The sequence below is a fragment of the Zoogloea sp. JDB1 genome (assembly GCF_056724025.1).
In genome coordinates this window covers 79909-92595 of the sequence record NZ_CM161496.1, presented here as the reverse complement: position 1 = coordinate 92595, position 12687 = coordinate 79909, and the positions used below count along the sequence as shown (strand labels likewise).

The following is a 12687-nucleotide window of genomic DNA, read 5'->3' as shown; positions in this document are numbered from 1 at the left end:
CCGGTATCGTGCTTCGGTTTGGAGCCGGAGAGCCGGCGCCGCAGGATTCACCGGCGGGAGAACATCGTGCCCCTCACAGAACTCGTCCATTACTTCAACAAACGCAACCAGCTGGCCTGCTCGTCGGCACCGGAACAGAGCTTCGTCATCGCCGATGGACGGGTGCGGGCGCGCTTCGGCTCGATGCTGCTGGGCACGCTGTTTCAGCCGGTGATGGCGCGGGAGGGCGATGCGGTACTCGGCCACGAGGCGCACCTGAAGGTGCTGGAGGGCAATGCCGTCGGCCTGTCGCCGCAGGCGGTGTTCCTCGATGCCCGTGACGATGCCGAGCTGGTGCATCTCGATCGGCTGGCGCGCACGCTGCATGCGCTGAATTTCCTGCAGGAACGCCACCAGCATGGCGGCTTCCTGTCCCTCAATGTGCATCCTCAGCACTTGCGCACGATCCGTGAGCATCACGGGCATGTCTTCGAGTCCATCCTGGCCCGTTGTGGTCTGACGCCGGAGCGTATCGTGCTGGAGGTATCGGACGACGGTTTCGAGGCGCTGCCGGATTTGCTGCGGGCGATTTCTGGCTATCGGGCGCGAGGCTACCGGATCGCTATCGACAATTTCGGGCGTCACACATCCGATCTGGAGCGCCTGGAGGCGCTGGCGCCGGACGTGGTCAAGCTGGATCGCAGCTTGATCGGGCATTCAGGCCATCTGAGCCTGGCCCGGAAGGTGATGGGCGATCTGGTCGTGGAGATCCGCCGTCTCGGGGCCCAGGTGGCGTGCCAGTGCATCGAGCATCCGCTGCAGCTGGATGTGGCTCGGGATGCTGGCGTGGATTGGATGCAGGGCTATCTGTTCGGCCAGCCATCGGCCAGCTGCCGGCCTATCGTCAGGCCGCGCCGCCCTCGCGCAGCGGCCTGACAACCCGATCGGCTGGCTCAGCCTTCTTACTTGCCGCCGGTGGCCTGAGTCATTGCTTGTTCGAGCTGGGCGAGCGGGACGGCGCCGGGCAGGCGGTTGCCATCGGCGGTGAAGATGGTCGGAGTGCCGCTGACCTTCAGCTTCTGGCCGAGGGCGACATTGCGCTCGATGGCGCTGGTGTCGCAGTTCGCGGCGGCAGCGGGCGGTGCCTTGGCTGCGGTCATCCAGTCGTTCCATGCACCGGCACGGTCCTTGGCGCACCAGATGTTCTTCGACTTCTCGGTGGAGTCGGGGCTGAGGATCGGGTACAGGAAGGTGTAAACCGTGGCGTCCTTGAGGCCTTGCATGTCTTTGGCGAGGCGCTTGCAATAGCCACAGTTGGGGTCTTCGAAAGTGGCGATGACGCGCTTGCCGTTGCCGCGGACCTGTTTGATGGCGTGATCCAGCGGCAGGGTATTGAAATCGATCTTCATCAATTGGGCCATGCGAGCCTGGGTTACGTTCTTGCGCGTCTTTGCGTCGATCAGGCTGCCGTCGATGATGAAGCTGACGCCGGAGTCGGTGTACAGCAGCTCTCCGGACTTCAATACCACTTCGTACAGATTGCCGTAGGGGGTTTTTTTGACGCTATCGACGGCCGGGGCGTTGAGGAAGCTCTCCAAGTTTTTCTTGACCGAGGCTTCGTCGGCTGCATGGGCGACACCCGCTGCGAGAAAAAGGGTGGCGAGCAGCGAGCGTACGAAGGGGAATTTCATCCAGGATCTCCAGAGACTGCAGGTTCAGGGGCGGCGCGTTCAGAATCGGCCGGCGATGGCATAGCGCATCAGTGCATTGCGTACGACCGGCAGGCGGTTGGTGAGGTTCAGTCCGAAATTGCGTAGCCCGGACAGAAGCGGATCAGCGGGCTTAAATAGACGGTTGAGGCCGTGCGTGGTGTATTGCAGCAAGGCGGTTTCCTCGGCGCGGGCGCGGGCATAGGCGCGCAGGATCGACAGTTCGCCCGGATCCCTCCAGGCGGGCAGCGTGGCCAGTTGCTCGGCGAGAACGCGGGCGTCCTGGTAGCCGAGGTTGATGCCGTGCCCGGAAAGCGGGTGGATCGCATGGGCGGCGTCACCGATGAGGGCCAGGCGCGGCTGCACGACAGTTTCGACGCGCATCAGGCGCAGCGCGAAGGCGGCGGCCGGGGTGGTCAGTTCGAGGGCGCCGAGGCGGTATTCACCGGCTTCGGCGACGCGGGCACATAACTCGGATGGCGGCAGGGCGACCAATTCGTCGGCGAGGGCGTCCGGCGCAGACCATACCATCGACATCTGCTGCTCAGGCAGGGGGAGGTAAGCGAGGATGCCGTCCTTGCGGAACCACTGGAAGGCCGTGTTTCGGTGAGGTTTCTCGCAGCGAAAGTTGGCGACTACACCCTTTTCGCCATACGGGGTATTGCGTGCACCGATCGCGGCCGTCTGGCGGACCCACGAGTCCCGTCCGTCGGCGGCGACGATGAGGCGCGCTTCCAGGCGCCGTCCATCGGCCAGCGTCAACCGGCCGGCATCGTCATCCATGGCTAGCGCAGAGGGTTCGGCAGGGCACAACAGTGTGACGTTGTGCTGGCGTTTGACGGTTTCCCATAGTTCCTGCTGCATCAGGCTGGATTCGACGATCCAGGCCAGTTCACGCAGGCCGCAGTCGTAGGCGGAAAGCTCCAACTGCCCGCCTGCATCGCCGTGGATCTCCATGTCATAGACGGGCGCGATGCGTCTGATGTCCAGATGCGGCCAGATACCGATGGCGGTCAGGAAGTCCGCATTGCTGGGGCTGATCGCGTAGATACGGGGATCCCAGCCAGTAGGGCGATAAGGTGGGCGGGCTTCGACAATCCCGATCTTTAGGCTGCTGCCGCGTAATGCGGCGGCAAAGGCGGCACCGGCCAGTCCGGCGCCTACGACGAGTACATCGAATTTCATGCAAGGTTCTCCTGCGCCGGATTGTGCCGGACGGCGCAGGGGAAGTCATCCGTGGTGCGCTGCGATCAGCACGGAGGTGGATAGTAGTAGCTGGGGGCTGGATGGGGGGGCCGCCGATAACCGCAGTCCGATAGTTGGTTGCCCTTGGTGTACTGCATTGCTGGTAAGTGATGTCGTAGCGGCGTTGGGTATCGGCACCGGAATAACCAGTCTGGGAGGCGCCGCTGGCAGTACCGGCAACCATGCCAAAGGCGGCACCGCCGATTCTCGACGGCGAACAGGCCGAAAGGCTTGCCCAGCGCCCGCATGACAGCGCCGCGAGGGCCGCCCTGCAGGGGCTGGCGCGGGCGCTTAACAGAATGAGCGGGAGTCAGGCGTGTGGGGCTTTCGCGTGTGGGGCTTTCATTGGGCACCTCCGGAGGCCGCGTTGCCAGGCGGCGGCGAGGCCGGTGTGGCGCGCCAACCTTCAGGGCAACTCTGCACATAGGGGTAGTAGGTCTTGGCGCTGTCGCAGTAATACCAATTGCTCTGTGTTCCAGGGGCGCTCTGGGGGCCGGAAGGAGGGGTGGCGGGTACGCTACGCCATCCTTCTGCGCAGCTTTGTACATAGGGGTAGTACGCGTTGGCGCTGTCGCAGAAGTACCAGTTCTGCGCGGCGGGCTGCGGTGCCGGTTGGGCCACGGCGGGCTCGGGGGCTTGCTGGACGACTACCGGAGGGTATGGATAGACCGGCGGTGGGTAGAATAGCCAGGTTGCGCCAGCGACCCACCACCAGCCCAGATTCCCATTGTGGTAGCCGTGATGCCAGTATCCGGGGTTGCCTATCGGCCCACGATGGCCGGGAAAGTTGCCTGGCCCTCTGCCATGGCCATGCGGGCCGTCAGCGCTGGCCGGATAGGTGGTGAGCAGCCCGGTGCCCGCGAGGATGGCGAGTGCCACGCAATGGATGAGTCGTGTTGTCATCTTGTTAGACTCCGGAACGAAACGCTCTCATTGCAGCACCGGGGCGACGGCGGGGCGTACGGGCGGCGCTTACATGCGTAAGCGAATGCAACTGAAGCCAGTTATTGCAATATTTGCTGACAAGTCCGCCTGGGGCATGAATGCACCTGCCGCAGTGTGTGGTGCTGTAACTATTTGCGTGGGACGATAAACCTCATTGTGTACTACGGTAACAGTCATGGATGTAAGAAAACTCGCGGTGACACTGTGTGTGCTAATCCTGCTGGCTGTCGGCGCTGTGCTGTATTTCCAGGTGCACATTTCGGACGACGGGATGCGCCCCAAGGGCAACCCGGAGATCGTCAAGCAGATCGAGGAGCGCCATGGCGCTGCGCTGAGGGCTGTCGGTGTCCGCAGCCTGGGTGTGGATCCCCGTAACAGTGAGGATGTGGTGGTAGTGCTGGTCGGTGGTGGGCATTTGGGACGCAAGGTTGTCGGGCGCCTTTCGGGGCTTGTCAGCAGCGCAGCTTGCGGCAGGCTGGAGGTCGGGATTTCTGTGGGTGATTCGCTGACGGCTTGGGGGAGTATGGACGACCCGGCCTTCATGTCCCGCCTGGATTGCGTGGTTGGCAAGGTGGTCGAACAAGCGGCGGAGTTGCGCGATCCGTGGTGATTTTCGGGCACGGACAGGGGCAACCCGCTATACTGCGCGCCGGGAAGTTCGCCAGGCAATCGCGGTGCTCGCGCATCGAGGAAAGTCCGGGCCCCATAGAGCAGGATGCCGGCTAACGGCCGGGCGCCATAGCCTTCGGGTGAAAGCGACGGAAAGTGCAACAGAAAGCAGACCGCCGATGGCTCTTCGGAGATCAGGTAAGGGTGAAACGGTGGGGTAAGAGCCCACCGCGGCACTGGTGACAGTGACGGCACGGTAAACCCCATCCGGGGCAAGGCCAAATAGGGGGACGTTGACGCTGCTCGCGGAGTCCCCGGGTAGGCTGCTAGAGCGGCGTGGCAACGCGTTGACCAGAGGAATGATTGCCCGGCGGCCGGATCATCCGATCCGGTCGCTCGACAAAACCCGGCTTATCGGCGGGCTTCCCCCACATTCTCGGTTTCCCCACTTTTTTCCACCCGCGGAGACTTTTTCGGTCTGTCCGCGGCGTGGTGGTGTCCTGTTCCATCTTCTTTTTCTCCGCTGGATGGTGTTCGGTGGGCCGTGCAATTGATCCAGCACTTTTGCATTCCTTCTCATGGGCATTGATTTATAAGCGGATTTGCTTTACGCCTTTCTTAACTGTAAGTGCTTGTGTCAAAAAGAAATTTACGTGGTGGTCAAGTTGACCGAGTATTTCTTTTCCTCTAAAGTGGGGCGAAGTGGATGAAAGTGGGAAAAAGTGAGTTTTTCCGGTTCGTCCGAGTGGAGAAGTGGGGGAAGTGATGTTTCAAGGCGCAGCAGCGCTCAGTCTCGATGCGAAGGGTCGCTTGGCGATTCCGGCGCGGCATCGGGACGTGCTGACGAAGCTCGCCGAGAATCAACTCGTTCTCACTGCTCATCCCCATCGTTGCCTGCTGATCTATCCGGCGCCGGCCTGGTTGCCGATCCGTGACAAGGTGTTAGCCGGCTCCAGCCTCGATCAGCATTCCGCCCTCCTCAAGCGTCTCCTCGTCGGCTTTGCCCGTGACGAGGAGGTGGATTCGGCAGGGCGTGTGCTCATCGCGCCGGAGTTGCGGGCCTTCGCTCAACTGGAAAAACAGGTGCATCTGGTGGGGCAGGGCGATCACTTCGAGCTATGGTCGGATGCCGGCTGGCAGAAGCAGCAGGAGGCGATCTTCGCCTTGGGCGAACAGCTCATGCCTGCCGGTTGGGAAACTTTGCCGCTGTGATGAATACACCGCATATCACGGTGCTACTGAATGAGGCAGTGGCAGCCCTGGCTATCAAGCCGGACGGCGTCTATGTGGACGGCACCTTCGGACGTGGCGGGCACAGTCGAGCAATCCTGGCGAAGCTCGGGCCGAAGGGGCGCCTGATCGCCTTTGACCGGGACCCGGTGGCGATTGCCGCGGGGCTGGCGATTGCGGATCCACGCTTCGAACTGGTGCATGTGCCGTTTTCGGATTTCGCCGAGGCCCTTGCCGAGCGGGGGGTCGAGAGGGTGGACGGTGTCCTGCTGGACCTGGGTGTGTCATCCCCCCAGCTGGATGAGGCAGAGCGGGGTATGAGCTTCCGGTTCGATGCGCCGCTCGACATGCGAATGGATACGACCCGCGGGGTGACCGCCGCGGAATGGCTGGCGGATGCGCCGATTGCTGACATCACCCGCGTACTGAGGGAATACGGTGAAGAACGGTTTGCTTATGAGATTGCAAAGGCGATTGCAGCTGCTCGGGCAGGGGGGGCTGTTGCAACCACTAGACAACTTGCCGCGATCGTGGAAAAAGCGGTCCGCACACGCGAGCCGGGCCAGCACCCCGCGACGCGCACCTTCCAGGCTCTACGGATTTGTGTCAATCAAGAGCTCGAGGAACTGTCGCTAGTTCTTCCACAGGTTGTTGCAAGGCTGGCTGTGGGAGGCCGTCTGGTGGTGATCAGTTTCCACTCGCTTGAAGACCGCATCGCCAAGCGCTTCATGCGGGATGAGTCTCGTCCGCCACAGCTTCCCGCTCGTCTGCCGGTCCGCGCGGTCGATCTGCCGAAGCCGAAGCTGGCGTTGGTGGGCAAACCCGTGTGGCCGTCCGATGCCGAAGTGGCCGCCAATCCGCGTTCGCGCAGTGCCGTGATGCGTATTGCCGAGAGGCTGGAGGCCTGACATGGCGCGTCTCAACGGATTCCTCCTGATGCTGGTGGTGGCCAGCAGCCTTGGCGTCGTTGCGTCCCAGCACCAAGCCCGCAAGCTGTATGCCGCCGTCGAGCGGGAGCAGCAGCGCTCCAGCCAGCTGGAAGTCGAGTGGGGGCAGCTCCAGTTGGAGCAGAGCACTTGGGCTGCTCACGCTCGTATCGAAAAGCTCGCTCGCGAAAAACTCGCGATGCGCCCGCCTCAGTCTGGGCAGATCATTGCCATCGAGGAGCGGCCATGACCAAGGCCAAGAAGGGCGTCACCTTCAATCACAATCCTCTCCTGCGTTCCGAGTTGCCGGCCTGGCGCCCGCGCTTCGTGCTGCTGTGCCTGCTTGGCGGCTCGCTGGCGCTGATCGGCCGGGCGGCCTATCTGCAGGGCGTCAATGACCAGTTCCTGCAGGCCAAGGGCGAGTCTCGTTACGCTCGTCTGCTGAGCGTGCCGGCGACCCGTGGCAAGATCACCGACCGTCAGGGGGACGTGCTAGCGGTATCTTCGCCAGTCAAGTCGATCTGGGCGATTCCGGAGGATGCCCGTCTCAGCCCGGCCCAGACGCGCCAGTTGGCCGGCTTGCTGGAGATGGACGTCAACGAGGTTAACCAGAAGCTGGCGGTGGACAAGGAGTTCGTCTATCTGAAGCGTCAGGTTTCGCCGGAGCTGGCGGACCATATTGCTGCGCTGAAGCTGCCGGGCATCCACGACCAGCGGGAATACCGTCGTTTCTACCCCGGTGGCGAAGTTACGGCCCACATGCTGGGCTTCACCGGTGTCGACGACAAGGGGCAGGAAGGCATTGAGTTGGCTTACGAATCGGCGCTGGCTGGAAAGCCCGGTTCCCGCCGGGTCGTCAAGGACCGGCGTGGTAATGTGGTCGAGGACGTGCAGTCCATCCGTCCGCCACAGGATGGTAAGGAAGTGGCGCTGGCGCTCGACAATAAGATCCAGTACCTGGCCCACGCGGCACTGAAGCAGGCCATCACTGACAACAAGGCCAAGGCCGGCGGTGTGGTGGTGCTCGATGCAAAGACTGGCGAGATCCTGGCGCTGGCCAATGCGCCGACCTTCAATCCGAACAACCGGGTTCATCTCACCGGTGATCAGTTGCGCAACCGGGCCCTGACCGACACCTACGAGCCGGGTTCGACGATGAAGCCCTTCACAGCGGCTCTGGCCCTCGAGAACGGCAAGTTCACGTCAAATACCATCATCAATTGTGCGCCGGGGCGGATGACCATCGGCACGGCGACGATTTCTGATGCCCACCCCCATGGTGCCTTGACCGTGGCTCAGGTGATCCAGAAGTCGTCGAACATCGGCGCAGCCAAGATGGCGCTGACCTTCCAGCCCGAAGTGATGTGGAAGATGTTCGACAACCTTGGCTTCGGTTCGCCACTGAAGCTCGGGTTCCCGGGGGAGGTCGGTGGTCGCTTGCGTCCAGCCAAGAGCTGGCGTCCGATCGAGCAGGCCACGATGTCCTATGGCCACGGCATCTCGGTGAGCCTGATGCAAATGGCCAATGCCTACCAGGTGTTTGCTCGCGACGGTGACATGGTGCCGTTATCCCTGTCGCGTCTGGATGCGCCCCCGCTGCATGGTACGCAGGTGTTTTCCCCACAAACTGCCCGTGAAGTGCGCCAGATGCTCGAAATGGTGGTCCAGCCGGGAGGGACCGCCACCCAGGCCAATATTCCGGGCTACCGCGTTGGCGGCAAGACCGGTACGGCCATGAAGCTGGTCGGCGGCCGCTATGCGCTCAAGTACGTGGCGTCCTTTGTCGGCATCGCGCCGATTTCCGATCCGCGCCTGATCGTCGCAGTGATGATCGACGAACCGACGGGCGGCAAGCACTACGGCGGTGACGTCGCGGGCCCGGTCTTCGCGCAGGTGATGGGCGGTGCCCTGAGAACTCTCGGCGTGCCGGCCGATGCGCCCTTGAAACCCTTGCAGGTTGCCCGTCAGGGCGCCACGTCTGCCGCTTCCGGGGAGTCCATGTAGATGCAGTTGCCTCAGCAGAAGGCGCGCGCCATTCTCGATGCCTTGGCCAAGGCTGGTGTGGCTGTGTCGCGCTTGTGCGTCGATTCACGCCAGGTGCGTCCGGGTGATGTCTTCCTGGCCCATCCCGGGCATCGGGTGGACGGGCGGCGCTTCATCAAGGATGCGGTCAATGCAGGCGCTGCGGCTGTATTGTGGGAGCGCAATGGCTACGTCTGGGATGCCGACCTGAAGCTTGCCAATCTGGCAGTGGACGGCCTCGCGACGCTGTCCGGTTATCTGGCCGATGAAGTTTTTGGACGCCCGTCGGAGGCCTTGTGGCTGGTCGGCGTGACCGGCACCAATGGCAAGACCTCCGTGAGCCAGTGGTTGACCCGTGCCTTTGCGGCCCTCGGCCGCAAGTGTGGAGTGGTCGGGACATTGGGCATCGGCTTTCCCGGTGCGCTGTCGGCCAGCCTCAACACTACGCCGGACAGTCTGACCCTGCATCGTACGCTTGCCGAGTTTCGAGCAGCCGATGCCCAGGCCGTGGCCATGGAGGTGTCCTCTATCGGGCTCGACCAAGGACGTCTCAACGGGCTGCGCTTTGATGTGGCGGTGTTCACCAATCTGACCCGTGATCATCTCGACTACCACGGCAGCATGGAAAACTATGCCGCCGCCAAGGCTCGCCTGTTTGACATGCCCGGGCTGCGCTCGGTGGTGCTCAACCTGGACGACCGTTTCGGCATGGAGCAAGCCCGTCGCCTGGCCGGGCACGGGCTGGAGGTGATCGGTTACACCCTCATCGCCAGCAATGCCGACGCGGCCCCGGTCAATCGCGTGTTGATCGCCGACAAGCTCACCACGACGGCCGCCGGCATGCGTTTCACCGCGCGCTGCGGCAACGAGTCCGCCGATCTGTATCCGAATCTGGTCGGACAATTCAACGTCTCCAACCTGCTGGCGGTCATCGGTACGCTGATGGCGTCCGGTTTCACGCTCGACGATGCGGCTTCGGTGGCCGAAGGCCTGACGCCGCCGCAGGGGCGCATGCAGACTCTGGGCGGCGTGTGCGATCCGTTGGTGGTGGTCGACTACGCCCACTCGCCGGATGCGTTGGAGCAGGTGCTGACCGCTGTGCGCGCGACTGTTACCGCACGCAACGGGCGCATGACTTGCGTGTTCGGCTGCGGCGGCGACCGCGATCCCGGCAAACGGCCGATCATGGGCGAACTGGCGGCACGCCTCGCCGACCGGGTCGTACTGACCAGCGATAATCCGCGCAGCGAGGATCCGTTGGCGATCCTGCAACAGATCGCAGTGGCTGCGAGCGGCCCTCAGGTGGAGATCATTCCCGATCGCGCCGAGGCGATCCGCAAGGCCATCCTGTCCGCCGCTGCCGACGACGTGATCGTAGTGGCCGGCAAGGGGCATGAGCCTTATCAGGAAATCAAGGGTGTGCGTTACCCATTCTCCGACGTGGAGCAGGCCCGGGGCGCGTTGCAAGCCTGGAACGATGCTCAGGGAGATCTGTTGTGATGGATATCCAGGAAGCCGCGCTGGCTACGGCGGGTACGGCGGTGGGCGGGAATGCCGTTTTTTCGTCCGTGAGCACCGATTCCCGTGCAATCCAGCCGGGGCAGCTATTCGTAGCCCTGCGCGGCGAGCGCTTCGATGCACACGCCTTTGTGTCTGCGGTGGCAGCGCAAGGGGCGGCGGCAGCTATGGTGGACCGCGCTTGGGCGGCGGCCAACCCGGTACCGCTGCCGCTGGTGATCGTCGACGACACGCGCCTGGGGCTCGGCCGCCTGGCTGCGAGATGGCGCAGCCGTTTCGAATTGCCGCTGATCGGCGTGACCGGCAGCAACGGCAAGACCACCGTCAAGGAAATGTGTGCGGCGATCCTGCGTGAGCAGACGCGTCGCGACGGTTTCGACCCCGACCTGGCAGTACTGGCCACAAAGGGCAACCTCAACAACGATATCGGTCTCCCGTTGATGCTGCTGCGCCTGTCGGGCAACCACCGGGCAGCTGTCATCGAGATGGGTATGAACCATCCGGGCGAGATCGACTACCTGACCCATCTGGCCCGGCCGACCGTGGCGCTGGTGAACAATGCCCAGCGCGCGCACTTGGAGGGCATGGGCAACCTCAAGGAGGTCGCCCGCGAAAAGGGGGCGATCTACAACGGCCTGGCGTCGGACGGTGTTGCGGTGATTAATGCCGACGACGCCTTCGCGGGCTTCTGGCAGGGCCTCAACGAAGGGCGCCGGACGCTTACCTTCGGTCTGAAGGCGGCCGCCGATGTCACCGCGCGCAGCACCTGTCACGGTTTTGCCAGCGATGTCGTGCTGAACGCCCCCCAAGGCGAAGTCCGGTTCCGGTTGCAGGTGCCGGGCGAGCATAACGTGCGCAATGCACTGGCGGCGGCAGCAGCCTGTCTGGCGGCGGGGGTGACCCTCGAAGCGGTGGCCGATGGGCTGGGTGGATTCACGGGTACGCCGGGACGTCTGCACCTGTGCAAGGGCCTCAACGGCGCTGTGGTCATCGACGACAGCTATAACGCCAACCCCGACTCGATGCGTGCCGGCATCGCAGTGCTGGCCGCAACCCCGGGCCGCAAGATCCTGGTGATCGGCGACATGGGGGAGATCGGCGAGCAGAGTTTCCAGTACCACGACGAGATCGGCGGCTACGCGAAGAGCGAAGGCGTCGATTTCCTGTTCGGTCTGGGTGAGATGAGCGAGATTGCGGCACGCAATTTCGGCGAAGGCGGTTTCCATTTCAGCAAGCTCGACGAACTGGTCGCGGCGCTGAAGCAGGAGCTCAATGCAGATACGGTGGTGCTCGTGAAAGGTTCCCGCTTCATGAAGATGGAGCGGGTCGTGAGCGCCATCGCGGAGAAGGTTTGATGATTTGTTGCAGTACAAGGGTTGGCAGTCGGGTTTCCTTCGTAGGCGGGGAGGCCTGTCATGCTGCTTGAACTGGCCCTGTTGTTAGGCAAGGACGCCCGTTTTTTCAACGTGTTCGGCTATATCACGCTGCGCACGGTGCTGGCTGCCGGTACGGCGCTGGTGTTGTCGCTCGTCTTCGGTCCCCCGGTGATCCGTTGGCTGGCCGCAAAAAAAATCGGCCAGGCGGTGCGCGACGATGGCCCCAAGTCCCATCTGACCAAGGCCGGTACGCCGACCATGGGTGGTGCGCTGATCCTCATTGCCATCGCCTTCACCACGTTGCTGTGGGGTGATCTGCGCAACAAATACGTATGGGTGGTGCTCTTCGTGACCCTTGGCTTCGGTGCCGTGGGCTGGGTGGATGACTGGCGTAAGGTGGTCTATCGCGACCCGAAGGGGTTGGCGAGCCGCTGGAAATACTTGTGGACCTCCGCCATCGCACTGGTGGCAGCCATGTTCCTCGGCCTGACGGCTACGCTGCCGGCCCAGATAGAACTGATCGTGCCCTTCTTCAAGACCGTGGCCTATCCGCTCGGCGTGATCGGCTTCATCATCCTGAGCTACTTCGTCATCAATGGCACCAGCCACTCGGTGAACCTCACCGACGGCCTCGACGGCCTGGCTATCATGCCGACCGTGATGGTCAGTTCGGCGCTGGCGATCTTCGCCTATGTCGCCGGCCACATGGGCTTCTCCAAGTATCTTGGGGTGCCCTATATCCCGGGGGCCGGTGAGCTGGCGGTCATCTGCGGCGCGATCGCCGGTGCCGGCCTGGGTTTCCTGTGGTTCAACGCCTACCCGGCGGAGGTCTTCATGGGCGACGTCGGCGCGCTGGCCCTCGGTGCGGCGATGGGTACCATCGCGGTGATCGTCCGCCAGGAGATCGTACTGTTCATCATGGGTGGCCTGTTCGTCGCCGAAGCCATGTCGGTGATGGTGCAGGTGCTGTACTTCAAGTACTCCGGTGGTAAGCGCATCTTCCGCATGGCGCCGCTGCACCATCACTACGAGCTCGGTGGCTGGAAGGAAACCCAGGTAGTCGTGCGTTTCTGGATCATCACGATCATGCTCGTGCTGTTTGGTCTGTCCTCCCTCAAGCTGCGGTAA

12 protein-coding genes and 1 other RNA gene are annotated in these 12687 nt (G+C 63.1%); 10 read left to right on the top strand and 3 right to left on the bottom strand.

Annotated elements, in window-relative coordinates:
* Window positions 1-66 precede the first annotated feature (66 nt).
* Window positions 67-915 (top strand): EAL domain-containing protein, encoded by an 849-nt coding sequence (locus AC1PPK_RS00425; RefSeq protein WP_481115877.1) that lies wholly within the window; start codon window positions 67-69, stop codon window positions 913-915.
* Window positions 916-941: 26 nt separating this feature from the next.
* On the opposite strand, the gene AC1PPK_RS00420 is transcribed toward AC1PPK_RS00425, so the two are convergent.
* From AC1PPK_RS00420 to AC1PPK_RS00410, 3 genes are all read right to left on the bottom strand, one after another.
* Window positions 942-1670, bottom strand: coding sequence for a DsbC family protein (locus tag AC1PPK_RS00420; RefSeq protein WP_481115876.1), 729 nt, complete (start codon window positions 1668-1670; stop codon window positions 942-944).
* Window positions 1671-1709: 39 nt separating this feature from the next.
* Entirely contained in the window at window positions 1710-2873 is a 1164-nt protein-coding gene (locus AC1PPK_RS00415; RefSeq protein WP_481115875.1) for a UbiH/UbiF family hydroxylase, read from the bottom strand.
* Window positions 2874-3275: 402 nt separating this feature from the next.
* The gene (locus AC1PPK_RS00410; protein WP_481115874.1) at window positions 3276-3836 is read right to left on the bottom strand and encodes a hypothetical protein; all 561 of its coding nucleotides are present in this window, start codon (window positions 3834-3836) and stop codon (window positions 3276-3278) included.
* A gap of 217 nt (window positions 3837-4053) precedes the next feature.
* On the opposite strand from AC1PPK_RS00410, the gene AC1PPK_RS00405 reads away from it, so the two are divergent.
* The 9 genes from AC1PPK_RS00405 (at window position 4054) to mraY (ending at window position 12687) form a co-directional block, all read left to right on the top strand.
* Entirely contained in the window at window positions 4054-4488 is a 435-nt protein-coding gene (locus AC1PPK_RS00405; protein ID WP_481115873.1) for a hypothetical protein, read from the top strand.
* A gap of 43 nt (window positions 4489-4531) precedes the next feature.
* Window positions 4532-4917, top strand: an RNA gene (gene rnpB, locus AC1PPK_RS00400) — RNase P RNA component class A.
* Between the two features lie 335 nt (window positions 4918-5252).
* Window positions 5253-5699, top strand: a complete 447-nt coding sequence (gene mraZ, locus AC1PPK_RS00395; protein ID WP_481115872.1) for a division/cell wall cluster transcriptional repressor MraZ — start codon at window positions 5253-5255, stop codon at window positions 5697-5699.
* Window positions 5699-6625 carry a 16S rRNA (cytosine(1402)-N(4))-methyltransferase RsmH gene (rsmH, locus tag AC1PPK_RS00390; RefSeq protein WP_481115871.1) on the top strand — a complete coding sequence of 309 codons (927 nt, stop codon included), beginning with the start codon at window positions 5699-5701 and terminating at the stop codon, window positions 6623-6625. The genes mraZ and rsmH overlap by 1 nt, the downstream gene beginning before the upstream one ends.
* Window position 6626: 1 nt before the next feature.
* Window positions 6627-6893: a cell division protein FtsL gene (gene ftsL / locus AC1PPK_RS00385; RefSeq protein WP_079436376.1), complete on the top strand. Its 267-nt coding sequence runs from the start codon at window positions 6627-6629 to the stop codon at window positions 6891-6893.
* Window positions 6890-8647 (top strand): peptidoglycan D,D-transpeptidase FtsI family protein, encoded by a 1758-nt coding sequence (locus AC1PPK_RS00380; RefSeq protein ID WP_481115870.1) that lies wholly within the window; start codon window positions 6890-6892, stop codon window positions 8645-8647. The genes ftsL and AC1PPK_RS00380 overlap by 4 nt, the downstream gene beginning before the upstream one ends.
* Window positions 8648-10165, top strand: a complete 1518-nt coding sequence (locus AC1PPK_RS00375; protein WP_481115869.1) for a UDP-N-acetylmuramoyl-L-alanyl-D-glutamate--2,6-diaminopimelate ligase — start codon at window positions 8648-8650, stop codon at window positions 10163-10165. It begins immediately after the preceding gene.
* On the top strand, window positions 10162-11538 hold the full coding sequence (locus tag AC1PPK_RS00370; protein WP_481115868.1) for a UDP-N-acetylmuramoyl-tripeptide--D-alanyl-D-alanine ligase: 1377 nt from the start codon (window positions 10162-10164) through the stop codon (window positions 11536-11538). Before AC1PPK_RS00375 ends, AC1PPK_RS00370 begins: the two co-directional genes overlap by 4 nt.
* A gap of 60 nt (window positions 11539-11598) precedes the next feature.
* Window positions 11599-12687: a phospho-N-acetylmuramoyl-pentapeptide-transferase gene (gene mraY / locus AC1PPK_RS00365; protein ID WP_481115867.1), complete on the top strand. Its 1089-nt coding sequence runs from the start codon at window positions 11599-11601 to the stop codon at window positions 12685-12687.

Excerpts from the sequence above, each read along its gene's own strand:
- AC1PPK_RS00420 (WP_481115876.1), bottom strand. The coding sequence starts at position 1,670 with ATGAAATTCCCCTTCGTACGCTCGCTGCTCGCCACCCTTTTTCTCGCA.
- AC1PPK_RS00415 (WP_481115875.1), bottom strand. The coding sequence starts at position 2,873 with ATGAAATTCGATGTACTCGTCGTAGGCGCCGGACTGGCCGGTGCCGCC.
- AC1PPK_RS00410 (WP_481115874.1), bottom strand. The coding sequence starts at position 3,836 with ATGACAACACGACTCATCCATTGCGTGGCACTCGCCATCCTCGCGGGC.
- AC1PPK_RS00405 (WP_481115873.1), top strand. The coding sequence starts at position 4,054 with ATGGATGTAAGAAAACTCGCGGTGACACTGTGTGTGCTAATCCTGCTG.
- mraZ (WP_481115872.1), top strand. The coding sequence starts at position 5,253 with ATGTTTCAAGGCGCAGCAGCGCTCAGTCTCGATGCGAAGGGTCGCTTG.
- rsmH (WP_481115871.1), top strand. The coding sequence starts at position 5,699 with ATGAATACACCGCATATCACGGTGCTACTGAATGAGGCAGTGGCAGCC.
- ftsL (WP_079436376.1), top strand. The coding sequence starts at position 6,627 with ATGGCGCGTCTCAACGGATTCCTCCTGATGCTGGTGGTGGCCAGCAGC.
- AC1PPK_RS00380 (WP_481115870.1), top strand. The coding sequence starts at position 6,890 with ATGACCAAGGCCAAGAAGGGCGTCACCTTCAATCACAATCCTCTCCTG.
- AC1PPK_RS00375 (WP_481115869.1), top strand. The coding sequence starts at position 8,648 with ATGCAGTTGCCTCAGCAGAAGGCGCGCGCCATTCTCGATGCCTTGGCC.
- mraY (WP_481115867.1), top strand. The coding sequence starts at position 11,599 with ATGCTGCTTGAACTGGCCCTGTTGTTAGGCAAGGACGCCCGTTTTTTC.